Below are 22,716 nucleotides of genomic sequence, written 5' to 3'. Positions count from 1 at the left end.
ATGTCTTCAATTCGACTGGCTGATCTCGCACAGCAGTTGGATGCACAATTGCACGGTGATGGCGAAATTGCCATCACCGGCGTTGCTTCAATGCATTCCGCACACTCTGAGCAAATCACGTTTTTATCAAACAGCCGCTACCGTGAACAGTTGGCCTCCTGCAAAGCAGGTGCCGTAGTGTTGACGGAAGCGGATCTGCCATTTTGCCCTACAGCGGCATTAGTGGTTAAAAACCCTTACCTGACCTATGCGCGTATGGCGCAACTGCTGGATACCACCCCGGCACCGGCACAGGATATTGCTGCGAGCGCGGTAATTTCTGACAGTGCTTCTTTGGGTAAGAATGTCTCGGTTGGCGCAAATGCAGTCATCGAATCTGGCGTAGTGTTGGGCGATAACGTTATCGTCGGCGCGGGCTGCTTTATCGGTAAAGAAGCTAAAATAGGCGCAGGAACCCGGATCTGGGCCAATGTTTCTATTTATCACCGCGTTGAAATTGGTGAGCAGTGCCTGATTCAGTCTGGCACTGTCATCGGTGCGGACGGTTTTGGTTACGCGAATGAACGCGGCAACTGGATTAAGATCCCACAACTTGGCACCGTGATTATCGGCGATCGTGTTGAGATTGGTGCCTGTACCACCATCGACCGCGGTGCGCTTGATGACACGATTATCAGCAACGGTGTCATCATTGATAACCAATGCCAGATTGCACACAACGTCGTGATTGGAGACAATACGGCCGTGGCCGGCGGTGTGATTATGGCCGGTAGTCTGAAAATTGGTCGTTACTGCCAGATTGGCGGAGCCAGTGTTATCAATGGTCACATGGAGATTTGTGACCAGGCCGTTGTGACAGGAATGGGAATGGTAATGCGACCAATCACTGAACCTGGGGTATACTCCTCCGGTATTCCGTTACAACCGAATAAAGTTTGGCGTAAGACGGCTGCACTGGTAATGAATATTGACGAGATGAATAAGCGCTTGAAAGCTGTCGAGCGTAAAATCGAAAAAGACTAATTACCATTTACGGTGCTGCTTTGTGTTCACTCAGTGAGTGAACCTGCGGCATTCGTTCCTATTTGCGGCCTGCCTGATGACCTTTTTTTGGGGTCTGGCAGGCCGTGTTTTTGATGCCATCAGTTTTTATAGACAGGAAGAGTATTTTGACTACTGACACTCATACTCTGCGTATTGAAGAGATACTGGATTTACTGCCACACCGTTACCCGTTCTTGTTGGTTGACCGCGTGTTGGATTTTGAAAAAGGGAAATTTTTGCGCGCAGTGAAAAACGTTTCCTTTAATGAACCGTTTTTCCAGGGGCATTTCCCAGGCAAGCCGATTTTTCCAGGTGTACTGATTCTGGAAGCCATGGCACAGGCTACCGGTATTCTTGCGTTTAAAAGCGTTGGAAAACTGGAACCGGGCGAACTGTATTATTTTGCAGCAATTGATGATGCACGCTTCAAACGTCCGGTGTTGCCGGGTGACCAGATGATTCTGGAAGTTGAATTCATTAAAGAGCGTCGTGGTGTTGCTCGTTTTAAAGGTGTCGCGAAAGTAGATGGTGAGATTGCTTGCGAGGCATCAATGATGTGCGCCCGTCGCCGGGAGTCTTAATACATGATAGACAAAACCGCCTTTATACATCCAAGCGCTATTGTTGAAGAAGGTGCCGTTATCGGTGCTGGTGTTCATATCGGTCCTTTCTGTTATGTCGGTTCCCAGGTGGAGATCGGCGAAGGTACTGAGCTTAAATCACACGTAGTTCTTAATGGCGTGACCAAAATTGGTCGCGATAACCGCATTTTCCAGTTCGTTTCCATTGGTGAAATTAACCAGGATCTGAAATATGCAGGTGAACCAACACGCGTTGAGGTCGGCGATCGCAACAATATTCGTGAGAGCGTGACCATTCATCGTGGAACCGTTCAGGGCGGTAGTCTGACAAAAGTGGGTAGCGATAACCTGTTGATGGTGAATGCGCATATTGCCCACGATTGCGTCATTGGTAATCGCTGTATTCTGGCGAATAATGCGACGCTTGGCGGTCACGTAGAGATCGACGATTTCGCTATCATTGGCGGTATGACCGCAGTGCATCAATTCTGCATCATCGGTGCGCACGTCATGGTTGGCGGATGCTCTGGCGTAGCCCAGGATGTGCCTCCGTTCGTGATTGCGCAGGGTAACCACGCGACACCTTTTGGTATTAATATCGAAGGGCTTAAGCGACGTGGTTTTGAGAAAGCAGACCTGCACGCTATTCGTAATGCCTATAAATTACTGTATCGCAGTGGCAAAACTCTGGAAGAAGCTCAGCCGGAAATCGCTGCGATTGCGGCTGAATTCCCGAAAGCCAAACCTTTCAGTGATTTCTTCAGCCGCTCAACGCGCGGCATAATCCGCTGATCTGCCCTACGGAAAACAATGCAAAAGCCTGTTCTTACAATTGGCCTGGTGGCCGGTGAAACGTCCGGTGACATTCTTGGCGCCGGGCTGATTCGAGCCCTGAAAAAGCACCATCCGGATGCCCGCTTTGTCGGCGTCGCAGGTCCGCTGATGCAGGCGGAAGGGTGTGAAGCCTGGTACGAAATGGAAGAACTGGCGGTAATGGGCGTGGTGGAAGTGTTAGAGCGTCTGCCACGCCTGTTGAAAATCCGCAAAGATTTGACCCAACGTTTCAGCGAACTTAAGCCGGATGTCTTCGTGGGCATTGATGCACCTGATTTTAACATCACGCTTGAAGGGCGTCTGAAACAACGCGGTATCCGCACGATCCATTATGTCAGCCCGTCTGTCTGGGCCTGGCGACAAAAACGCGTTTTCAAAATAGGAAAAGCCACCGATTTAGTCCTGGCGTTTCTGCCTTTCGAAAAAGCGTTTTATGACAAATTCAACGTTCCCTGCCGTTTCATCGGTCACACGATGGCTGATGCCATGCCGCTGCATCCTGACAAACAGGCTGCGCGCCTGTCTTTGGGGATCCCTGATGATGTGCATTGTCTGGCGTTACTGCCAGGAAGTCGTCATGCGGAAGTTGAAATGCTCAGTGCTGATTTCCTGAAAACAGCGCTGCAATTGCGACAGACTTACCCGGATCTCCACATTGTTGTGCCGCTGGTGAATGCAAAACGTCGCGAGCAGTTTGAACGTATCAAAGCGGAGATTGCGCCAGACCTTCCCGCGCATTTGCTGGACGGCAAAGGTCGCGAGGCCATGATTGCCAGCGATGCAGCATTGCTGGCTTCAGGAACGGCTGCGCTGGAATGTATGCTGGCGAAATGCCCGATGGTTGTCGGCTATCGCATGAAGCCTTTCACCTTCTGGCTCGCTGAACGCCTGGTAAAAACGCCGTACGTTTCCTTGCCAAACTTGCTTGCAAGACGGGAAATCGTCACCGAGTTGCTGCAAACCGAATGCGTTCCGGACAAACTTTCCGCTGCGTTATTGCCGTTGCTGGCCGGTGGTGAGAAAAGTCACGAATTGCAGAGTACCTTCCTGGAATTGCATGAAAGCATTCGCCGGAATGCCGATGAGCAGGCTGCTCAGGCTGTGATGGAGCTGGCACGCCGATGAGTGACATCTTTATCTATCCGCAGGCCGTCTGTATCGCCGGTGTGGATGAAGTCGGGCGTGGCCCGTTAGTGGGCGCCGTGGTGACTGCAGCGGTTATTCTCGATCCGGCTAACCCCATCAAGGGCCTGGCTGATTCAAAAAAACTCAGTGAAAAACGACGCGAAGCGCTGTATATCGAAATTAAAGAAAAGGCGCTTGCCTGGAGTCTTGGCCGCGCTGAACCGCATGAAATCGATGAAATCAATATTCTGCACGCCACCATGCTGGCGATGCAAAGAGCCGTTGCCGGGTTGGCTATCACGCCCGACATGGTATTGATTGATGGCAACCGCTGTCCGTTTCTTCCGATGGCCTCTCAGGCCGTGGTGAAAGGGGACAGCAAAGTGGCCGAAATCAGTGCCGCATCCATCCTGGCTAAGGTCACCCGCGATCGCGAAATGGTTGAACTGGATCTTCAGTTCCCTGAATATGGTTTTGCGAAACACAAAGGCTATCCGACGCCGGTGCATCTCGAAAGCCTTGCCCGGCTTGGTGCGACTGCGCATCACCGTCGCAGCTTCGCCCCGGTGAAGCGCGCACTCGGATTGGCGTAACGCGTCATCTTGTTCCTTTCGTGCCTTAGCGGGAAATACACACTCTACACTCACTCATTTCTGGACTCTGGATATGGCCGAACCTCGTTTTATTCATCTGCGTGTACATAGCGACTATTCCATGGTGGATGGCCTCGCGAAAGTGGGTCCGCTGGTGAAATGCGCAGCGTCACTCGGTATGCCTGCTCTGGGGATCACTGACTTCACCAACCTGTGCGGCCTGGTCAAATTCTACGGTGCCGCGCACGGTGCTGGCGTGAAACCGATCATCGGTGCCGATCTGAACATTCAAAGCGAGATCCTTGGCGACGAACTGGCGCAGCTGACCGTTCTGGCAATGAACAATCAGGGATATCAGAACCTCACGCTGCTGATTTCCCGCGCCTATCAGCGTGGCTATGGCGCGGCGGGGCCGATTGTTGATCGCGAGTGGCTGGCAGAGCTGAATGAGGGGTTGATCCTGATTTCCGGCGCGAAAATGGGGGATGTCGGTAAATTCCTGATGCGAGGTAACGATTTACAAGTCGAGCTGTGTCTGGATTTTTATCAGCAATATTTTCCCGACCGCTACTACCTCGAACTGATCCGTACCGGCCGGGCTGAAGAAGAAAACTATCTGCACGCTGCCGTCGCGCTGGCAACCGAACGCGGTTTACCGGTGGTGGCAACGAACGACGTACGTTTCATGGTGGCATCGGATTTTGACGCCCATGAGATCCGCGTGGCTATTCACGACGGTTTTACGCTCGACGATCCCAAGCGTCCGCGCAATTACACTGCTCAGCAATACATGCGCAGTGAAGATGAAATGTGCGAGTTGTTTGAAGATATCCCGGAAGCTCTGCAAAACAGCGTTGAGATTGCCAAACGTTGTAACGTCACCATTCGTCTTGGCGAATACTTCCTGCCGCAGTTTCCGACCGGAGAGATGACGACTGAAGATTTTCTGGTCGATAGATCTAAAATCGGGCTGGAAGAACGTCTTGAGTTTCTGTTTCCGGATCCCGACGTGCGCGCGCAACGACGCCCTGAATATGATGAACGTCTGGATATCGAGCTCAAAGTTATCAACCAGATGGGCTTTCCCGGTTACTTCCTGATCGTAATGGAGTTCATCCAGTGGTCCAAGGATAACGACGTACCGGTAGGCCCTGGCCGTGGTTCCGGTGCAGGTTCACTGGTGGCCTATGCGCTCAAAATTACCGATCTGGATCCGCTTGAATTCGATCTGCTTTTCGAACGTTTTCTTAACCCTGAACGTGTTTCCATGCCCGACTTTGACGTCGATTTTTGCATGGAAAAGCGTGATCAGGTCATCGACCATGTGGCTGAAATGTATGGCCGCGAAGCGGTTTCTCAGATTATCACTTTCGGTACCATGGCTGCCAAAGCCGTTATTCGCGACGTAGGCCGCGTACTGGGCCACCCTTACGGATTTGTTGATCGTATTTCCAAACTGGTCCCGCCTGATCCCGGCATGACGCTGGAAAAAGCCTTTGCCGCAGAACCGCAATTGCCGGAAATTTACGAAGCGGATGAAGAAGTTAAGTCTCTGATCGACATGGCACGTCAGCTTGAAGGTGTCACCCGTAACGCCGGTAAACACGCCGGCGGTGTCGTGATAGCGCCGACCAAGATTACCGATTTTGCGCCGTTATATTGCGATGCTGAAGGTAATCACCCGGTGACGCAGTTCGACAAAAACGACGTGGAATATGCAGGTCTGGTGAAGTTCGACTTCCTCGGATTGCGTACGCTCACTATCATCGACTGGGCGCTGGGCATGATTAACGCCCGTCGTGCAAAAGCGGGCGAACCGCCGCTGGATATCGCCGCGATCCCGCTGGATGACAAGAAAAGTTTCGACATGCTGCAGCGCTCGGAAACCACAGCGGTTTTCCAGCTTGAATCCCGCGGCATGAAAGATTTGATCAAACGCCTGAAGCCCGACAGCTTCGAAGATATGATCGCGCTGGTGGCATTGTTCCGCCCGGGGCCGTTGCAGTCCGGCATGGTAGATAACTTTATTGACCGTAAACACGGTCGCGAAGAGTTGTCCTATCCGGATATCCAATGGCAGCACGAATCTCTGAAACCGGTACTGGAGCCGACGTACGGCATCATCTTGTATCAGGAACAGGTCATGCAGATTGCGCAGGTTCTGGCGGGCTATTCGCTGGGCGGTGCGGACATGTTGCGTCGTGCGATGGGTAAGAAAAACCCGGTCGAGATGGCAAAACAGCGCGGCGGTTTTGAAGATGGTGCCAAAGCGCGCGGTATCGATGGCGAACTGGCGATTAAAATCTTCGATCTGGTAGAGAAATTCGCCGGTTATGGGTTCAACAAGTCCCACTCCGCCGCTTATGCGCTGGTGTCTTACCAAACGCTGTGGCTGAAAGCGCATTATCCTGCTGAATTTATGGCAGCGGTGATGACTGCCGATATGGATAACACCGAGAAAGTGGTTGGCCTGGTGGATGAATGCTGGCGTATGGGGCTGAAAATTCTGCCGCCGGATATCAACAGCGGTCAGTATCACTTCCACGTGAATGAAGAAGGTGAAATCGTTTACGGCATCGGCGCGATCAAAGGCGTAGGTGAAGGCCCGATTGAAGCCATCATTGAGGCGCGTAACGAGGGCGGTTATTTCAAAGAGCTGTTTGATCTGTGCGCCCGCGCGGATGTGAAAAAACTCAACAAACGTATTCTCGAAAAGCTGATCATGTCCGGTGCGTTTGACCGTTTAGGTCCGCACCGTGCCGCATTGATGAGCTCTTTGCCGGATGCCCTGAAAGCTGCCGATCAGCACGCCAAAGCTGAAGCTATCGGTCAGGTAGATATGTTCGGCGTTCTGGCGGAAGCGCCGGAACAGGTGGAGAAATCCTACGCCAACGTCATGCGCTGGCCGGAACAAACGGTACTGGACGGTGAACGCGAAACGCTGGGGTTGTACCTGACTGGCCATCCGATCACTCAGTATCTGAAAGAAATCGAACGTTATGGCGGCGGCCAGCGTTTGAAAGATATGCACCCGACGGATCGGGGTAAAATGACGGTTGCAGTGGGACTGGTTCTCGCTGCACGGGTAATGGTCACCAAACGCGGTAATCGCATTGGGATCTGTACGTTAGACGACCGTTCTGGTCGTCTGGAAGTCATGTTGTTCACCGAAGCGTTGGAAAAATTCCAGCATTTGTTGGAAAAAGACCGTATCCTTATCGCCACAGGACAGGTCAGCTTTGATGACTTCAGCGGCGGGCTTAAAATGATGGCCCGCGATATTATGGACATCAGTGAAGCACGGGAAAAATATGCTCGCGGTCTTGCTATCTCGCTGACTGACAGGCAAATTGATGACCAGCTTTTGAACCGTCTCCGCCAATCGTTGGAACCTCATCGATCGGGGACGATACCAGTGCATCTGTATTACCAACGAGAAAACGCAAGAGCCCGGCTTCGATTCGGGGCGTCATGGCGTGTTACGCCAACGGACAAACTGTTGCTGGATTTGCGAGGCCTGGTCGGTAGTGAGCAGGTGGAACTGGAATTTGACTAAAATAGGAATGCTATGAGTCTGAATTTTCTTGATTTTGAACAGCCGATTGCGGAACTCGAAGCGAAAATTGACTCGCTGACTGCAGTCAGCCGTCAAGACGAAAAATTGGATATTAATCTGGACGAAGAAGTTGCACGCTTGCGCGAGAAAAGCGTTGAACTGACCCGTAAGATTTTCTCTGATCTGGGTGCCTGGCAGATTGCCCAACTGGCACGCCATCCTCGTCGCCCTTATACGCTGGATTACATCAAACATATCTTCACTGATTTTGATGAACTGGCTGGTGATCGTGCATTTGCTGACGATAAAGCTATCGTTGGCGGGATTGCTCGTTTGGGTGAACGTGCTGTGATGATCATAGGTCATCAGAAAGGCCGTGAAACAAAAGAGAAAGTCCGTCGTAACTTCGGTATGCCTGCTCCGGAAGGATATCGCAAAGCGTTACGCCTGATGGAAATGGCAGAACGTTTCAAACTGCCTATCATTACCTTCATCGACACCCCGGGCGCATACCCAGGCGTGGGTGCTGAAGAGCGCGGCCAGTCTGAAGCGATCGCCCGTAACCTGCGTGAGATGTCACGTCTGAATGTGCCGGTCATCTGTACCGTTATTGGTGAAGGTGGTTCCGGTGGCGCACTGGCAATCGGCGTGGGTGATAAAGTTAACATGCTGCAATACAGCACCTATTCGGTGATCTCACCGGAAGGTTGTGCCTCAATTCTGTGGAAGAGTGCGGACAAAGCACCTCTGGCAGCAGAAGCGATGGGTATCGTTGCACCACGTTTGAAAGAACTGAAGCTTATCGACTCGGTGATCCCTGAACCTCTGGGCGGTGCTCATCGTAACGTTGAAGCGATGGCGGCCTCACTGCGCGCCCAGCTGGAAGCTGACCTGAGTGATTTGGATGTGCTGAGCACTGAAGAATTGCGTAACCGTCGTTATCAGCGTCTGATGACTTACGGCTACTGCTGATCCAGCAACCGCTTATGAAAAGGCCATGCAACTGCATGGCCTTTTTTATTGCCGCAAATTCCTCCCACATCGTTCCGGGATTCTGAATTTTCCTTCCGTCTGTCAGAAATAGTCGCGAAAGGGTACACACCTGGCGCTAACCGTGTTTCTATAAATATATGAGATACCAATAAAAGAAGGATTTGTCAGATGAATATCATCGCTGTCATGCGCCCGGAAGGGGCTTACTATAAAGAAGAGCCAATCCGCGAACTGGATAGCGCCCTGACGCTTCTCGGGTTCCAGGTTATTTATCCGCGGGATCGCGCTGACTTACTGAAACTCATCGAAAATAATGCCCGCATTTGCGGGGCGATTTTTGACTGGGACGAGCACAGCGAAGAGTTGTGTACAGAAATTAATGAACTGAACGAATACCTGCCCTTGTACGCTTTCATCAATACTCACTCAACGCTGGATGTTGATGTGAACGAGATGCGGATGGTTCTGTATTTCTTCGAGTACGCGCTGACCGCCGCAGAGGATATTGCCAAAAGGATCCGCCAGTACACGGACGAATATATCGATACGATCACGCCACCGCTGACCAAAGCGCTGTTTAAATACGTGGAAGAAGGGAAGTACACCTTTTGTACGCCGGGACACATGGCGGGCACGGCGTTTCTGAAAAGCCCGGTCGGGACACTGTTTTATGATTTCTTTGGTGCCAAAACGCTGAAAGCAGACGTATCCATTTCGGTGACCGAACTGGGATCGTTGCTCGATCATACCGGCCCGCATCTGGAGGCCGAAGAATATATCGCACGCACGTTTGGTTCCGAACAAAGTTACATCGTGACCAACGGCACTTCGACGGCCAATAAAATTGTCGGCATGTACGCCGCGCCAGCGGGCAGCACGGTGCTGATTGACCGAAACTGCCATAAATCGCTGGCACATCTGATGATGATGACCAATGTCGTGCCGATCTATTTGCGTCCTCACCGTAATGCCTACGGCATTCTCGGCGGCATTCCCAAGCGTGAATTCACCCGGGAAAGTATCGAAGAGAAAATCGCCCTCACGGACAATGCGACCTGGCCGGTACATGCGGTCATTACCAACTCCACCTATGATGGGCTGCTGTACAACACAGATTACATCAAAAATACGCTGGATGTGCCGTCGATTCATTTTGATTCCGCCTGGGTGCCTTATACCAATTTCCATCCGATTTACGCAGGGAAAAGCGGGATGAGTGGTGAGCGAATTCCCGGAAAAGTCATCTATGAGACTCAGTCTACGCACAAGTTACTGGCCGCGTTCTCTCAGGCGTCAATGATCCACATTAAAGGCGATTACAACGAAAGTACCTTTAATGAAGCCTACATGATGCACACCACCACATCACCGAACTACGGTATCGTTGCCTCCGCAGAAACCGCAGCGGCGATGCTGCGCGGAAATCCCGGACGCCGCCTGATCAACCGCTCGGTTGAGCGTGCGTTACATTTTCGCAAAGAGATCCAACGACTGCGCGAGGAAACTGATGGCTGGTTCTTCGATATCTGGCAGCCGGAACATATTGATGAAGCTGAATGCTGGCCGCTCAATCCAGATAATAACTGGCATGGCTTTGCGAACGCAGATACCGATCATATGTATCTGGATCCGATCAAGGTCACGATCCTAACGCCCGGCATGGATGAAATGGGCAAACTGGAACAGGAAGGGATCCCGGCGGCGCTGGTGGCTAAGTTCCTTGATGAGCGCGGCGTGGTGGTCGAAAAAACCGGTCCGTACAATTTACTTTTCCTGTTCAGCATTGGCATCGATAAGACCAAATCCATGAGCGTGATGCGTGGTCTGACCGATTTCAAACGCAGTTATGATCTTAATCTGCGCGTTAAAAATATGCTCCCCGATCTGTACGCGGAAGATCCGGATTTCTACCGACATATGCGGATCCAGGATCTCGCGCAGGGGATCCACAAGCTTATCCTCCGACATGATCTGCCGCGCCTGATGCTGGACGCATTTGAAACGCTGCCAGAAATGAAAATGACGCCGTATGAAATGTTCCAAAATCAGGTGCGCGGACATGTGGAGGAATGCGACCTCGACGAACTGATCGGCAAAGTCTCGGCTAACATGATCCTGCCTTATCCGCCTGGAGTGCCTGTGGTGATGCCCGGTGAGATGATTACGGAAGAAAGCCGCGCGGTGCTCGATTTCCTGATCATGCTTTGCTCGATAGGGGAACGTTACCCTGGCTTTGAAACCGATATTCATGGCGCACGTCTCACCGAAGACGGTCGCTATCTGGTGAAAGTGCTGAAGCTCCCCGACGCGCAGTAATGACAGCCCTCATTATGAGGGCTTTTTATTGACGTCTCCGGATACGCTGAGTAACGTGCACACCAGGAATCTACAGGACATCATCCATGCTTAACCTTCGACAAATTCATCATATCGCGATCATCGGTTCCGATTATCAGACCAGCAAAAGCTTCTATTGCGACATTCTGGGCTTCACGCTGGTGGAAGAGTTTTATCGGGAAGAGCGTGACTCGTGGAAAGCCGATCTGGCACTTAACGGCCAGTACACCATCGAACTGTTTAGCTTTCCTCATCCGCCGGCGCGTCCGAGCCACCCGGAAGCCTGCGGGTTGCGCCATCTGGCGTTCAGCGTTGATGATATCGCGAAGGCCATCGCTGCATTGACTCAGGCTGGCGTGAACTGTGAACCGGTACGTATTGACCCTTACACAGGCAAGCAGTTTACCTTTTTCGCCGACCCCGACGGCTTGCCGTTAGAACTGTACGAATCCCGGTAACGTTATGAATTCACGTCTGGCGAGGTTTTCCCTGCCTGAGCATCTGCGGGATAAAATTGGCAGTGCGCGAAAGCTTTGTGTCGCGTTCAGTGGCGGGCTTGATTCCACAGTGCTCCTGGCCGCACTGGCAGAGCTGCGCGAAAACCTGCCGGATCTTCAACTGCGCGCGTTGCATATTCATCATGGCTTAAGCCCGCTGGCCGACAGTTGGGTGGCCCATTGCCAGACGCTTTGCGCCCGGCATCACATCGCGTTTTCAGTCATTTACGTGAAGGTGAATGCACAGGATGGCGGTATTGAAGCTGCAGCGAGAACGGCGCGTTATCAGGCATTTGCAGACAATCTGATGGAAGATGAAGTTCTGCTCACGGCGCAGCATCTGAACGACCAATGCGAAACCTTGATGCTGGCGCTAAAGCGCGGCAGCGGCCCCGCCGGTTTATCGGCGATGAGTGCAGACAGCATGGCATCTCAGCACCGGCTGTTAAGGCCTCTGCTGGAACTCAGCCGTGAGCAACTTGAAGATTATGCCCGGCAGAATCAGCTGAGCTGGATCGAGGATGACAGTAATCAGGATGCGCGTTTTGACCGTAACTTCCTGCGTCTCGATGTCCTTCCGTTGCTGTACCACCGATGGCCGCACTTTGCACAGGCCACCGCACGCAGCGCGGCACTGTGTGCCGAACAGGAATCCTTGCTCGATGAACTGTTAAGTGAGTCCCTTAGTGCGTTAACAGATGCGCAGGGCAGCCTTTGCGTTGAGGGAATGCTCGGCTTTTCTGAGGCCAGACGTTCTGCTTTATTGCGCCGCTGGCTGGCCGGACAGGGCGCGAAAATGCCTTCCCGGGAACAGCTGAAAAGAGTATGGGATGAAGTGGCGCTGAGCCGAGAAGATGCGCAGGCGCAGTTAAGGTTGGGCATCTCGACGGTTCGCCGTTTCCGCCAGCGCCTCTATTTATTGCCCGAATTCCAGCCGCTGAAAGAGCTTATACTCAACTGGGACACGACGCAGACATTAACCCTGCCGGACGGTCTGGGTTTTTTAGCGGTCGATCTCAATGTTGCCGGGGCGGGTGAAACGTTCAATTGTCGCCAGCCGCGGGCAGGAGAGAATGTCTCGGTGAGATTTCAGGCGCAGGGCAATATAGAAAAAGTCGGGCGTGACCGTGCGCGTCAGGCGAAAAAATTGTGGTCAGAGTTAGGCGTACCGCCCTGGCAGCGCGAGCGTATTCCTCTCATTTATTATAATGAGCAGTTGATCGCCGCACCGGGCTGGTTTATCACCCGTCAGGCGGTCGCCGAAAATCATGATGCGCAGTGGCGGATCGTCTGGTCCGCTGCCAAATAAAATTTAAGATCAACAAGTTAGGCGGAAATTCTGCCCGTGGGAGTGGTGATGCGTGTAGTTGCGGGCGTTTTGGCGCTGGTGCTGGTGAGTTTTTCTGTAGCCGCGAATGAAAATAGCGCGCTGGGAAACAGTGCTGATGGGCAGGCTAAATCGGCAAGTTGTGCGGCTTGCCACGGCGCAAAAGGCAAAGCGGCTAATTCTGTCTACCCGAATCTGGCCGGGCAAAATGCGGATTATCTGGCCCTGTCGTTACATGCTTATAAGAAAGGCGAACGCAGCGGCGGGCAAGCGGGGGTGATGCAGGCTTTTACGGCATCACTTTCGGAGCAGGACATCAATGATTTGGCAGCTTACTATGCAAGCCTGACGCCGCTGAAATAGTCGGGTATCAGAAATGCAAACGGGCAATCCTGAGATTGCCCGTTAGTTTGGCTGGTGGAAAGTTGCGCTATTCTGCGCTGACCACCACGGTGCCAATTTCCGGATGGCTAAAGCTCTCGATATAATCCAGACGCAGATCGCGCTGCTCGCCGTTCACCTCGGCCACCAGATATTCAACTTTCTTACGCATCAACAGGTCATTGGCCTTCGCCTCAACGACTTCTCCGCTGCGCAGCTTCAGTGTCAACACCAGGTGACTCTGGCAGGCGAGCTCGAGATTATCGTAGTCATCGCAATTGATGGGTTGGTACTCATCATTCATTGACATAATCGCTCACCAATAAGTTAGCGGCGGCATAGGCCGCCTGGTCCCTAACGGAGGACGGAAGGTCAGCGTTTGCTGCCACTTCGTCCAATGCTTTCAATACACAGCCCAACGCATCGGGCACATATCCCAGATCGCCACTGGCGATCTCTGAATATTTACGGCGTACCAACTCACAGTATTGCTGCATAGGTTCTCCCTTAAAAGCGTATCCCTCTGAGGAAAGCGCAGAAAGATAAGCTCTCAGTATTTATCGACTATAGCACAGGAGAGTCTCAGTTATTAGCCAACCTATAAAGGTTTATCGTTTGCGCTGAAACGGTTATTCAGGATGACCTGCGGGGTTAAACTGGTCGCGACGTGACGCTTTCAAGTACACTGTGCGTCTATCATCAAGAGGTTTCCCATGGCGTTAAAAGCAACTATTTATAAAGCAGTGATCAATATCGCTGATATGGATCGCAATTTCTTTCACGACGCCAACCTGACACTGGCCCAGCATCCCTCAGAAACAGAACAACGTATGATGCTGCGTTTGCTCGCGTGGATTTACCATGCCGATGAGCGGCTGACCTTTACGCGCGGATTAAGCGCCGAAGATGAACCAGAAATCTGGCGTAAAAATGATCACAACGGAATCGAGTTGTGGGTTGAATTAGGTTTACCGGATGAGAAGCGTCTGAAAAGGGCGTGCAACCAGTCGCGTGAAGTGGTGCTTTACGCTTATGGTGAGCGGGCTGCGAGGGTCTGGTGGTCACAAATTGAAGGGAAAGTCAGAGGTTTTGAGAATCTTCGCATCCGTTATATTGACGATGAAATGCTGACTCAGCTCACGGCTTTCGGCAGCAGAACCATGGATTTACAGGCGACTTTACAGGACGGAACTATTTGGCTTTCCGATGCTCAGAGTAATTTAGAAATTCATTTTTCGGAATGGAAAGAGTCTGTCGTAAAAGAAGCAAGGTAATCAGCGTGTTCATCCTTTCGGGTAAACTGGAAATTCCAGACAGTGAAATAGAATTAACCGCGATCCGGGCTCAGGGTAACGGTGGTCAGAACGTCAATAAAACGTCAACGGCAATACATTTACGCTTTGATATTAAGGCATCAAGTTTGCCAGACTACTACAAAGAGCGGCTGCTGGCGTTTAATCATCACTCGGTGACGGCTGATGGTTGGGTTGTTATTAAGGCGCAGGAATACCGGAGCCAGGAACAAAACCGTGAAGCGGCAGTGGCCCGGCTGAGTTCCCTGATTGCACAGGCGATGGTGGTCGAAAAACCGCGTCGTGCAACCAAGCCGACCCGCGGGTCTAAAATTCGTCGGGTAGAGAGTAAAGTGCGCAAAGGGGCGACCAAAGCATTACGGGGCAAAGTTCTTTAGCCCGACATCGTGCCGCAGGACAATCTTTATCGCGGTACTAAGAAGAAAAAGCAGTAGGGGAGTAACTGTGAAAAAAATCATTATTACAGCGGTGCTTGCGCTCGGGGCGTTATCACTGTTCGGCTGCCATACCGCCGCCTATAATCAGGAAAAACCGTTGCAGGCAATGCAGCAAAGTTACAGTGGTGTTCTGCCTTGCGCTGATTGCGGCGGGCTGGAGACTTCATTGTTCCTGCAACAAGATGGTACTTACATTTTGCAGGAAGTTTATCAGGACACCAAAGACGGCAATCAAACGTTTGCCAGCTACGGCAACTGGGCGAGAACCGCGGATAAACTGGTTCTGACCGATGCGAAGGGTGAAAAACGCTATTTCCATCCGAAAGATGAAAATCTCGAAATGCTCGATACGAGTGGCGCGCCGATTGTTTCTTCGCTCAATTACACGCTGAAACCGACTCAGCAGAGTTTACCGAAGACGCCAATGACGCTGACTGGCATGATGCAGTACAGTGCTGACGCGGCTTCCTTCAAAGACTGTGCGACCGGAAAAGTGTTCCCGATGTCAGCCAACAAATCGCTGGAAGAAGGGTATCTTGCCGCACGGCAGTCACCCAATCAGCTGGTGTTTGTGTCGATGGACGGGCATTTCATGACGGAGCCGTCGATGGAAGAGGGGCAGATGCACAAGGCGGTCGTGGCGGATAAAAACGTAAAGTTTGATGTGACCAGGGCCTGCCCTTAAGCATCAACCTTTGAGTCTGCTCCGCAAAAGAAAATGCCCGCACAATGCGGGCATTTTTATGCATGAACGATCTGCGTCAGATCCTTAACGCGGGATTTGGCTCAGCAGAGAGGCAACGATGTCGCTTTGCTTGATCATTTGTTTTTCGCCAGTGCGACGGTTTTTGTATTCCAGCTCTTCAGCATCCAGATTACGATCGCCAATCACCACCTGATGCGGAACACCGATCAGTTCCATATCAGCAAACATGACGCCCGGACGCTCTTTACGATCGTCAAGGATCACATCAATGCCGTGTGAGCGCAGCTCTGCGTATAACGCTTCTGCCGCATCTTTCACACGGAAAGATTTGTGCATGTTCATTGGCAGGATAGCAACCTGGAACGGCGCAATGGCATCTGGCCAGATGATACCGCGATCGTCGTGGTTCTGTTCGATAGCCGCTGCCACCACACGGGTCACACCGATACCGTAACATCCCATGGTCATCACCTGATTACGTCCATCTTCGCCCTGAACGGTCGCATTCATCGCTTCTGAATACTTGGTGCCCAGCTGGAAAATATGGCCGACTTCAATACCGCGTTTAATCACCAGCGTACCCTGACCATCCGGGCTTGGATCGCCTGCAACCACATTACGCAGATCAGCCACTTCTGGCAGCGCGGTATCGCGATCCCAGTTAATGCCGAAGTAATGTTTACCATCGATGTTTGCGCCTGCGCTGAAATCACTCATCGCAGCAACGGTGCGGTCTGCGACCACAGGCATTGGCAGGTTAACCGGGCCGAGTGAACCCGGTCCGGCAGAAACGATTTCGCGAATTTCAGCTTCGGTAGCGAAAGTCAGCGGTGTGGCAACGTGTGGCAGTTTTTCGGCTTTGATTTCGTTCAGTTCGTGATCGCCGCGGATCAGCAAGGCAATCAGTTTGTGCCCGCTCTCAGCTGTTGCGTGAACCATCAGGGTTTTCACGGTTTTCTCAACCGGAACCTGGAACTGTTCTGTCAGTTCAGCGATGGTTTTGGCATTTGGCGTTTCAACAATACGCATTTCTTCCGTGGCCGCCTGGCGTGCTGTAGCGGGTGCCAGCGCTTCCGCGAACTCAATATTGGCTGCAAAATCAGAGGAGTCAGAGAACACCACGTCATCTTCGCCGCTTTGCGCCAGTACCTGGAACTCATGAGATGCGCTGCCGCCGATAGAACCGGTATCTGCCAGAACAGCGCGGAAATCCAGACCCATACGGTTGAAGATCTTGCTGTAGGCTGCGTACATCGCATCATACGTTTCCTGCAGAGATTCCTGCGTTGTATGGAATGAGTAGGCATCTTTCATCAGGAATTCACGCGAGCGCATCACGCCAAAGCGCGGACGAACTTCGTCACGGAATTTGGTCTGGATCTGGAAGAAGTTCAGCGGCAACTGTTTGTATGAGCTGATTTCATTGCGGATCAGATCGGTAATAACTTCTTCGTGGGTTGGACCCAGTACAAAAGGACGATCGCCACGGTCAACAAAGCGCAATAATTCCGGGCCGTATTGTTCCCAACGTCCGCTCTCCTGCCACAAATCGGCGGGCTGCACCACCGGCATCGATACCTCGATGGCGTTCGCGTTATTCATTTCTTCGCGCACGATGTTTTCAACTTTACGCAGAACACGCAGGCCGGTTGGCAGCCAGGTATACAGGCCGGAAGCCAGTTTGCGGATCATCCCCGCACGCAGCATCAGCTGATGGCTGATGACTTCCGCGTCGGCTGGCGTCTCTTTCAGAGTAGAGAGCAGATATTGAGTAGTACGCATGATGTGTTGATTCCGTTAGCACTGCAAATTGCAATCAGGCTGCCACAGGCAGCCAAAACGTAAAAAAGTGGTTTAGTTTACCAGCGAGTTGCTGTTGTCAAAAGAGACGCAGAGGAAATTTAGTCGTTGCCGAGAGACAATACCTGATTCACCGGGCCCACAACCCGCCAGCGGACATTAAACTCGAGCAGGCGAACGGCGTAATCCCGTTCAGCTGCTTCACCCTTGCGGTAGGCCGGGCGAGGATCCTGGCCCAAAACCTGAGTGATGAAACGGCGCAGATGGGGATACTTACGCACATTATCTGCCAGCTGCTTTTCAGCCTGCGGTGAAAATTCCACCGGCATATCCGCTTGCGGCGCGTGCTGAGCAAATCCCGCACGGGCTTCAGGATGGCTTTCTGCAAAGGGCAGGTAGGGCTTGATATCGACAACAGGGGTGCCATCCACCAAATCCAGACTGCCAAGTTGCAAAATGACATGTTGCCCCTGGCAGTGGATCCCTTTGAGCTCAACGAGCGACATTCCCAGCGGATTCGGACGAAAGGTAGAACGTGTCGCAAATACGCCGGTGCGCGTATTGCCACCAAGGCGAGGCGGGCGGACCGTCGGACGCCAGCCGCCATCCATTGTCTGATGAAACACAAACATCACCCAAAGATGGCTGAACTCTTCCAGCCCGCGAACCGCTTCAGGCTGGTTATACGGCGCGTGAAGGTGTAACTCACCGCCGCCATCCTGGATCAAACCAGGCTGGCGTGGGACTGCAAATTTCTCTTTGTAGGGCGAATGAATTGTCCCTATTTGCTCAAAAGAAAATGAGGTCATTTAAAGGTGACGTTCAACGCAGAGCCCTGACAAATCGCTTGCTGGAAGCAGCCTGGAACGCCACCGAGAATTTGGCACTGATGTAACAACACGGCATTTGCCTTCATGTACGAAGCGCGGGTCAGCATTCTTTTACGTGCTGTGGCCAGGCTCGGAGGCGAATCATTCTGGTCCGCCTGGCAAGATTCTCCAGAGACTTCGCCTAAATCACGGAACGGTGTGCCGACCAGTGCTTCTGCATCTTTATACAGTTTCACAGGGGCCGGACGAACTGGAGCCGGTTTTGGTTTGACGGGTTTTGGCTCTTCTTTAACAACAGGTGCAATGGGTGTTGGCTGTGTGTGTTGAGTCAGGGAACAACCCGCCAGCAAAAGTGCCGACAAACAGAGAGGTAAAGCACGCATGGTAAATCCTCTGCTTTTTAATATGTTTACAGGAATGAATGTGGCGTTATTGAAGCAAGGTATTGAGGAAATAACAAGGCGGGCATATGCCCGCCTTGTACTTATTTCTGAAAAGAGTCTTTACATGATGAATGGCAGATAAATATGGCATTCATCACTGCCGGTTTTTACCAGCCTTTGACAGCGCCGCCGTTGAAGATTTTGTTCGCCGCAGCGTTCACTTCATCAGACTGGTAAGCCTGAACGAATTTCTTCACGTTTTCAGCGTCTTTGTTATCTTCACGCGCAACGATCAGGTTTACGTACGGTGAGTTTTTGTCTTCTACGAAGATACCGTCTTTTTCTGGTGTCAGACCAATCTGGCTGGCGTAAGTCGTGTTGATAACGGCCAGTGCGATTTTTGCATCATCCAGTGAACGTGGCAGCTGTGGTGCTTCCAGTTCAACCAGTTTCAGGTTTTTAGGGTTCTCAGTCACATCAAGAACGGTCGGCAGCAGGCCAACGCCGTCTTTCAGTTTAATCAGACCTTGTTTTTGCAGCAGCAGTAATGAACGGCCAAGGTTGGTCGGATCATTTGGCAGGGCAACCTGATCGCCTTCTTTCAGTTCATCAACAGATTTGATTTTTTTGGAATAGCCCGCGATTGGATAGACAAAGCTGTTACCGACGGGAACCAGTTTGTAGCCGCGGTCTTTGATCTGCTGATCAAGGTAAGGTTTGTGCTGGAAGGCATTAACGTCGATATCGCCTTTGCTCAGGGCTTCGTTCGGCAGGACGTAATCGTTGAATGTCACCAGTTCAACATCCAGACCGTATTTTTCTTTAGCAACTTTTTGTGCCACTTCAGCAACCTGCTGCTCAGAACCGACAATCACGCCCACTTTGATGTGGTTTGGATCCTGCTCTTTTGGCCCGCAGCCAACCAAAGCCAGCGATCCCAGAAGCGCGCCAACAACGGCAATGGATTTGAATTTATTAGACATTTCCTTTCCTCAATAAGCGGATAAAAATATACACAGGGTTATGTTTTACAGCTGTTTTTTCGTTATTTATGCGTGACTGCTTTTACGATGCGGTCGCCACAGAATTGAATTAAATACACCAAAACCACTAACAGAACCAATACCGTATTCATGACAGTGGCGTCATAACCGATATAACCGTACTGATAACCAATTTGTCCCAGACCACCGGCACCCACAGCACCGCCCATCGCAGAATAACCAACCAGGGTGATCAGAGTAATAGTGGCCGCGTTAACCAGACCCGGCAAGGCTTCCGGCAACAGAATTTTACGGATGATTTGCATTGGCGTGGCACCCATCGCGCGGGAGGCTTCAACCAGACCGCTTGGGATTTCCAGTAATGCGTTCTCAACCATACGGGCAATAAAGGGAGCTGCGCCCACAGTCAGCGGAACAATGGCAGCCTGTAAACCGATCGAGGTGCCGACAATCATACGAGTGAACGGAATCATCCAGACCAGCAAGATAATAAAAGGAATAGAACGGAAAATGTTAACCAGCGCAGACATCACGCGATAGACGTTCTTATTCTCAGCTATTTGTCCCGGACGGGTGACATACAGCAGCACGCCAAATGGTAGCCCGAGTACAAACCCAAAGAAGCCGGAGGTGAGTGTCATGATGACCGTTTCCCAGATACCCCGCCCCATTAACCACATCATTGCCTCAGACATAACCGAGTACCTCTACTTTCACCTGATTCTCATGCAGGAACTGAATCGCCGCCTGAGTGTTTTCTTCTGAACCGTGCATTTCTGTCAGCATAATCCCGAACTTCACACCGCCGGCATAATCCATCTGAGCACTGATAATATTATTGTTAATGTCAAAGCGACGAACTGCTTCTGAAAGCAGCGGTGCGTCGACCGACTGGCCGGTAAATTCCAGCCGTAACAGCGGTACACGATCAGCTTCAGGTTCCGGCACCATGCGTACCGCGTAATCTTCCGGGATATCCAGATGGAGCGTTGATTGAATGAATTGTTGAGCCAGCGGAGTTTTAGGGTGGGAGAACATCTCGCTCACCTTGTCCTGCTCGATCAGTTTGCCATCGCTTATCACTGCAACCTGGTCGCAAATGCGTTTCACGACATCCATCTCATGGGTAATCAGCAGGATGGTTAAACCCAGACGGCGGTTAATGTCTTTCAGCAGTTCCAGGATGGCGCGGGTCGTCGCCGGGTCCAGTGCACTTGTTGCCTCATCACACAGTAACACTTTGGGATTGCTGGCCAGCGCACGGGCAATGGCGACACGTTGTTTTTGCCCACCGGAAAGATTGGCCGGGTAGGCGTCATGCTTATCTTCCAGACCCACCAGACTCAGCAGCTCAGAGACGCGCTTTTTGATGTCCGCTGAAGACAAATTGTCCAGTTCCAGTGGCAGTGCAACATTGCCAAAAACGGTACGTGACGACAACAGATTAAAGTGCTGAAAAATCATGCCAATCTGGCGGCGCGCACGGGTCAGTGCTTTCTCTGAGAAGGACATCAGATCCTGACCATCGACCAGTACCTTGCCTTCGGTCGGACGCTCCAGCAAATTGACGCAGCGGATTAATGTGCTTTTACCGGCGCCAGATGAGCCGATCACGCCGTATATTTGTCCTGCAGGGACGTGAAGACTCACGTCAGAGAGCGCGACGATTTGGCGCGAACCCTGCTGGAAAACCTTGGTGATGTTTGAAAGTTTAATCATATTATTTTTTATTCTGTCTTTTTGACGTGACGTGGTGAAATTAACTCTGCGGGGATAAGCCCGTAGCATGTCGTGGATGCTAAGGCGTCTAGACGTCTAAGTCAACCAGGTTAACATTCTCACTGACCCGTAAAACATGCGATACTGGCGCCGTTAATCAGCCATCAGGAGCAAATTCGTGGCACAACCTGTTTCAGCAATCTTTCTCGACCGTGATGGCACGTTGAATGTCGATCACGGCTATGTTCATGAAATCGATGACTTCCAGTTTATCGACGGTGTCATCGATGCGTGTCTTAAACTTAAGGAAATGGGCTTCTTGCTCGTACTCGTCACTAATCAATCGGGTATTGCACGCGGCAAGTTCACTGAAGAACAGTTTATGACACTGACGGAGTGGATGGACTGGTCACTGGCCGACCGCGGTGTCGACCTTGATGGGATCTATTTCTGCCCGCATCACCCGGAAGGTTCCGTTAAAGAGTTTACGCAGGTTTGCGACTGCCGTAAGCCATTACCTGGGATGTTCTTAACTGCCCGGGAAGAGCTGAATATCGATATGGCTTCTTCTTATATGATTGGAGACAAGCTTGAGGATATGCAGGCAGCCGCTGCTGCAGGCGTGGGCACTAAGATTTTGGTTCGTACCGGCAAGCCCGTTACACCAGAAAGTGAAAGTGCAGCAGACGCTGTATTGGAAAGCCTTGCTGCATTGCCTTCCTTTATAGCAAAAGCGCAGAAATAAGGGTCTTTGGATAAAAAAACGGCAAACGAAATAAAACTGTATTTATTCGCTTGCCATTCAAATCGAACTCCCTATAATGCCGCTCCATCGACAGGGAACAACGTGAACAACATCACGAAGTAACCGGGTCGGAAAGATTAAAAACAGTGATGACCGGATGAAATAAACGGTTGACACTGAATGAGGAAAGCGTAATATACGCCACCTCGAGTTAGCAAGCGAAAGCGCGTAACTCACTGCTCTTTAACAATTTATCAGACAATCTGTGTGGGCACTCACAAGACGATATCAGCCACCTCGGTGGCAAAAAAATATCAAGTCTTAAAGAGTGACCAAGCAGTAATTCATTTAGTTGAATTATTACGAAAGTTAATTTTTGAGCACCGCTTAACTTGTTTAAGCAAATCGAACTTTTAATTGAAGAGTTTGATCATGGCTCAGATTGAACGCTGGCGGCAGGCCTAACACATGCAAGTCGAGCGGTAGCACAGGAGAGCTTGCTCTCTGGGTG

At 51.5% G+C, this 22,716-nt stretch carries 24 protein-coding genes and 1 rRNA gene; 17 read left to right on the top strand and 8 right to left on the bottom strand.

The genetic code is table 11. The features are described from left to right. The 11 genes from lpxD (at window position 1) to J1779_RS11295 (ending at window position 13,250) form a co-directional block, all read left to right on the top strand. Complete coding sequence (gene lpxD / locus J1779_RS11345; RefSeq protein WP_056781726.1) at window positions 1–1,023, top strand: UDP-3-O-(3-hydroxymyristoyl)glucosamine N-acyltransferase; 1,023 nt, start codon at window positions 1–3, stop codon at window positions 1,021–1,023. 146 nt (window positions 1,024–1,169) lie between these two features. Continuing rightward, a complete protein-coding gene (gene fabZ / locus J1779_RS11340; RefSeq protein WP_034792780.1) occupies window positions 1,170–1,625 on the top strand; it encodes a 3-hydroxyacyl-ACP dehydratase FabZ in 456 nt (151 codons plus the stop codon). A 3-nt stretch (window positions 1,626–1,628) separates the two neighbouring features. Beyond that, window positions 1,629–2,417, top strand: a complete 789-nt coding sequence (gene lpxA / locus J1779_RS11335; protein ID WP_056781724.1) for an acyl-ACP--UDP-N-acetylglucosamine O-acyltransferase — start codon at window positions 1,629–1,631, stop codon at window positions 2,415–2,417. An 18-nt stretch (window positions 2,418–2,435) separates the two neighbouring features. Then, window positions 2,436–3,584: a lipid-A-disaccharide synthase gene (gene lpxB / locus J1779_RS11330; RefSeq protein ID WP_056781722.1), complete on the top strand. Its 1,149-nt coding sequence runs from the start codon at window positions 2,436–2,438 to the stop codon at window positions 3,582–3,584. Then, complete coding sequence (gene rnhB, locus J1779_RS11325; protein ID WP_217203815.1) at window positions 3,581–4,177, top strand: ribonuclease HII; 597 nt, start codon at window positions 3,581–3,583, stop codon at window positions 4,175–4,177. The genes lpxB and rnhB overlap by 4 nt, the downstream gene beginning before the upstream one ends. A 73-nt stretch (window positions 4,178–4,250) precedes the next feature. Then, a complete protein-coding gene (gene dnaE, locus J1779_RS11320) occupies window positions 4,251–7,733 on the top strand; it encodes a DNA polymerase III subunit alpha (RefSeq protein ID WP_056781716.1) in 3,483 nt (1,160 codons plus the stop codon). 12 nt (window positions 7,734–7,745) lie between these two features. After that, window positions 7,746–8,705: an acetyl-CoA carboxylase carboxyl transferase subunit alpha gene (gene accA, locus J1779_RS11315; RefSeq protein ID WP_056781713.1), complete on the top strand. Its 960-nt coding sequence runs from the start codon at window positions 7,746–7,748 to the stop codon at window positions 8,703–8,705. Between the two features lie 189 nt (window positions 8,706–8,894). Further along, window positions 8,895–11,042 carry a lysine decarboxylase LdcC gene (locus J1779_RS11310; protein WP_217203814.1) on the top strand — a complete coding sequence of 716 codons (2,148 nt, stop codon included), beginning with the start codon at window positions 8,895–8,897 and terminating at the stop codon, window positions 11,040–11,042. Window positions 11,043–11,128: 86 nt separating this feature from the next. Further along, window positions 11,129–11,521 (top strand): VOC family protein, encoded by a 393-nt coding sequence (locus J1779_RS11305; RefSeq protein WP_217203813.1) that lies wholly within the window; start codon window positions 11,129–11,131, stop codon window positions 11,519–11,521. A gap of 4 nt (window positions 11,522–11,525) precedes the next feature. Continuing rightward, entirely contained in the window at window positions 11,526–12,869 is a 1,344-nt protein-coding gene (gene tilS / locus J1779_RS11300; RefSeq protein ID WP_217203812.1) for a tRNA lysidine(34) synthetase TilS, read from the top strand. Window positions 12,870–12,917: 48 nt separating this feature from the next. Next, window positions 12,918–13,250: a c-type cytochrome gene (locus J1779_RS11295; RefSeq protein WP_217203811.1), complete on the top strand. Its 333-nt coding sequence runs from the start codon at window positions 12,918–12,920 to the stop codon at window positions 13,248–13,250. A gap of 67 nt (window positions 13,251–13,317) precedes the next feature. On the opposite strand, the gene rof is transcribed toward J1779_RS11295, so the two are convergent. Both rof and J1779_RS11285 read right to left on the bottom strand, forming a co-directional pair. Continuing rightward, the gene (rof, locus tag J1779_RS11290; RefSeq protein WP_056781703.1) at window positions 13,318–13,578 is read right to left on the bottom strand and encodes a Rho-binding antiterminator; all 261 of its coding nucleotides are present in this window, start codon (window positions 13,576–13,578) and stop codon (window positions 13,318–13,320) included. Next, window positions 13,565–13,765 carry a YaeP family protein gene (locus J1779_RS11285; protein ID WP_056781700.1) on the bottom strand — a complete coding sequence of 67 codons (201 nt, stop codon included), beginning with the start codon at window positions 13,763–13,765 and terminating at the stop codon, window positions 13,565–13,567. The genes rof and J1779_RS11285 overlap by 14 nt, the downstream gene beginning before the upstream one ends. A gap of 216 nt (window positions 13,766–13,981) precedes the next feature. Between J1779_RS11285 and J1779_RS11280 the strand changes: the two genes are divergently transcribed. The 3 genes from J1779_RS11280 to nlpE all read left to right on the top strand — a co-directional run bounded on the left by J1779_RS11280 (window position 13,982) and on the right by nlpE (window position 15,703). Beyond that, a complete protein-coding gene (locus J1779_RS11280; protein ID WP_056781698.1) occupies window positions 13,982–14,542 on the top strand; it encodes a YaeQ family protein in 561 nt (186 codons plus the stop codon). Further along, window positions 14,509–14,958 (top strand): alternative ribosome rescue aminoacyl-tRNA hydrolase ArfB, encoded by a 450-nt coding sequence (gene arfB / locus J1779_RS11275; protein WP_221298277.1) that lies wholly within the window; start codon window positions 14,509–14,511, stop codon window positions 14,956–14,958. Before J1779_RS11280 ends, arfB begins: the two co-directional genes overlap by 34 nt. Before the next feature lie 67 nt (window positions 14,959–15,025). Then, entirely contained in the window at window positions 15,026–15,703 is a 678-nt protein-coding gene (gene nlpE / locus J1779_RS11270) for an envelope stress response activation lipoprotein NlpE (protein WP_122097569.1), read from the top strand. Window positions 15,704–15,787: 84 nt separating this feature from the next. On the opposite strand, the gene proS is transcribed toward nlpE, so the two are convergent. From proS to rcsF, 3 genes are all read right to left on the bottom strand, one after another. Beyond that, window positions 15,788–17,506, bottom strand: a complete 1,719-nt coding sequence (proS, locus tag J1779_RS11265) for a proline--tRNA ligase (protein ID WP_217203810.1) — start codon at window positions 17,504–17,506, stop codon at window positions 15,788–15,790. Between the two features lie 119 nt (window positions 17,507–17,625). Next, the gene (gene tsaA, locus J1779_RS11260) at window positions 17,626–18,333 is read right to left on the bottom strand and encodes a tRNA (N6-threonylcarbamoyladenosine(37)-N6)-methyltransferase TrmO (RefSeq protein ID WP_217203809.1); all 708 of its coding nucleotides are present in this window, start codon (window positions 18,331–18,333) and stop codon (window positions 17,626–17,628) included. After that, on the bottom strand, window positions 18,330–18,737 hold the full coding sequence (rcsF, locus tag J1779_RS11255; RefSeq protein ID WP_056781689.1) for an Rcs stress response system protein RcsF: 408 nt from the start codon (window positions 18,735–18,737) through the stop codon (window positions 18,330–18,332). The genes tsaA and rcsF overlap by 4 nt, the downstream gene beginning before the upstream one ends. Between rcsF and J1779_RS11250 the strand changes: the two genes are divergently transcribed. After that, on the top strand, window positions 18,736–18,879 hold the full coding sequence (locus J1779_RS11250) for a hypothetical protein (RefSeq protein WP_156362057.1): 144 nt from the start codon (window positions 18,736–18,738) through the stop codon (window positions 18,877–18,879). The genes rcsF and J1779_RS11250 overlap by 2 nt on opposite strands. Window positions 18,880–18,904: 25 nt before the next feature. Here J1779_RS11250 and J1779_RS11245 read toward each other — a convergent pair whose 3' ends face one another. From J1779_RS11245 to metN, 3 genes are all read right to left on the bottom strand, one after another. Next, window positions 18,905–19,720 (bottom strand): MetQ/NlpA family lipoprotein, encoded by an 816-nt coding sequence (locus J1779_RS11245; protein ID WP_056781686.1) that lies wholly within the window; start codon window positions 19,718–19,720, stop codon window positions 18,905–18,907. 62 nt (window positions 19,721–19,782) lie between these two features. Beyond that, window positions 19,783–20,436, bottom strand: a complete 654-nt coding sequence (locus tag J1779_RS11240) for a methionine ABC transporter permease MetI (RefSeq protein WP_015696115.1) — start codon at window positions 20,434–20,436, stop codon at window positions 19,783–19,785. Beyond that, complete coding sequence (metN, locus tag J1779_RS11235) at window positions 20,429–21,460, bottom strand: methionine ABC transporter ATP-binding protein MetN (protein WP_056781684.1); 1,032 nt, start codon at window positions 21,458–21,460, stop codon at window positions 20,429–20,431. Before metN ends, J1779_RS11240 begins: the two co-directional genes overlap by 8 nt. A 178-nt stretch (window positions 21,461–21,638) precedes the next feature. Between metN and gmhB the strand changes: the two genes are divergently transcribed. Both gmhB and J1779_RS11225 read left to right on the top strand, forming a co-directional pair. Continuing rightward, window positions 21,639–22,205, top strand: coding sequence for a D-glycero-beta-D-manno-heptose 1,7-bisphosphate 7-phosphatase (gene gmhB / locus J1779_RS11230; protein WP_136377186.1), 567 nt, complete (start codon window positions 21,639–21,641; stop codon window positions 22,203–22,205). A gap of 414 nt (window positions 22,206–22,619) precedes the next feature. Beyond that, window positions 22,620–22,716, top strand: a 16S ribosomal RNA gene (locus J1779_RS11225); the annotation flags it as partial.

It is taken from the genome of Rahnella rivi (assembly GCF_019049655.1).
Classification (GTDB): domain Bacteria; phylum Pseudomonadota; class Gammaproteobacteria; order Enterobacterales; family Enterobacteriaceae; genus Rahnella; species Rahnella rivi.
Note: the sequence above shows the minus strand (reverse complement) of the source record. Positions and strands in the feature narration are given on the sequence as shown.

What these genes read in the sequence shown, in the direction of transcription:
- J1779_RS11285 (WP_056781700.1), bottom strand. Translation starts at nt 13,765, where the DNA reads ATGCAGCAATACTGTGAGTTGGTACGCCGTAAATATTCAGAGATCGCC.
- proS (WP_217203810.1), bottom strand. Translation starts at nt 17,506, where the DNA reads ATGCGTACTACTCAATATCTGCTCTCTACTCTGAAAGAGACGCCAGCC.
- J1779_RS11295 (WP_217203811.1), top strand. Translation starts at nt 12,918, where the DNA reads ATGCGTGTAGTTGCGGGCGTTTTGGCGCTGGTGCTGGTGAGTTTTTCT.
- J1779_RS11280 (WP_056781698.1), top strand. Translation starts at nt 13,982, where the DNA reads ATGGCGTTAAAAGCAACTATTTATAAAGCAGTGATCAATATCGCTGAT.
- rcsF (WP_056781689.1), bottom strand. Translation starts at nt 18,737, where the DNA reads ATGCGTGCTTTACCTCTCTGTTTGTCGGCACTTTTGCTGGCGGGTTGT.
- J1779_RS11240 (WP_015696115.1), bottom strand. Translation starts at nt 20,436, where the DNA reads ATGTCTGAGGCAATGATGTGGTTAATGGGGCGGGGTATCTGGGAAACG.
- rnhB (WP_217203815.1), top strand. Translation starts at nt 3,581, where the DNA reads ATGAGTGACATCTTTATCTATCCGCAGGCCGTCTGTATCGCCGGTGTG.
- accA (WP_056781713.1), top strand. Translation starts at nt 7,746, where the DNA reads ATGAGTCTGAATTTTCTTGATTTTGAACAGCCGATTGCGGAACTCGAA.
- dnaE (WP_056781716.1), top strand. Translation starts at nt 4,251, where the DNA reads ATGGCCGAACCTCGTTTTATTCATCTGCGTGTACATAGCGACTATTCC.
- J1779_RS11245 (WP_056781686.1), bottom strand. Translation starts at nt 19,720, where the DNA reads ATGTCTAATAAATTCAAATCCATTGCCGTTGTTGGCGCGCTTCTGGGA.
- lpxB (WP_056781722.1), top strand. Translation starts at nt 2,436, where the DNA reads ATGCAAAAGCCTGTTCTTACAATTGGCCTGGTGGCCGGTGAAACGTCC.
- tilS (WP_217203812.1), top strand. Translation starts at nt 11,526, where the DNA reads ATGAATTCACGTCTGGCGAGGTTTTCCCTGCCTGAGCATCTGCGGGAT.
- rof (WP_056781703.1), bottom strand. Translation starts at nt 13,578, where the DNA reads ATGTCAATGAATGATGAGTACCAACCCATCAATTGCGATGACTACGAT.
- J1779_RS11310 (WP_217203814.1), top strand. Translation starts at nt 8,895, where the DNA reads ATGAATATCATCGCTGTCATGCGCCCGGAAGGGGCTTACTATAAAGAA.
- lpxA (WP_056781724.1), top strand. Translation starts at nt 1,629, where the DNA reads ATGATAGACAAAACCGCCTTTATACATCCAAGCGCTATTGTTGAAGAA.
- J1779_RS11305 (WP_217203813.1), top strand. Translation starts at nt 11,129, where the DNA reads ATGCTTAACCTTCGACAAATTCATCATATCGCGATCATCGGTTCCGAT.
- arfB (WP_221298277.1), top strand. Translation starts at nt 14,509, where the DNA reads ATGGAAAGAGTCTGTCGTAAAAGAAGCAAGGTAATCAGCGTGTTCATC.
- J1779_RS11250 (WP_156362057.1), top strand. Translation starts at nt 18,736, where the DNA reads ATGGTAAATCCTCTGCTTTTTAATATGTTTACAGGAATGAATGTGGCG.
- metN (WP_056781684.1), bottom strand. Translation starts at nt 21,460, where the DNA reads ATGATTAAACTTTCAAACATCACCAAGGTTTTCCAGCAGGGTTCGCGC.
- lpxD (WP_056781726.1), top strand. Translation starts at nt 1, where the DNA reads ATGTCTTCAATTCGACTGGCTGATCTCGCACAGCAGTTGGATGCACAA.
- tsaA (WP_217203809.1), bottom strand. Translation starts at nt 18,333, where the DNA reads ATGACCTCATTTTCTTTTGAGCAAATAGGGACAATTCATTCGCCCTAC.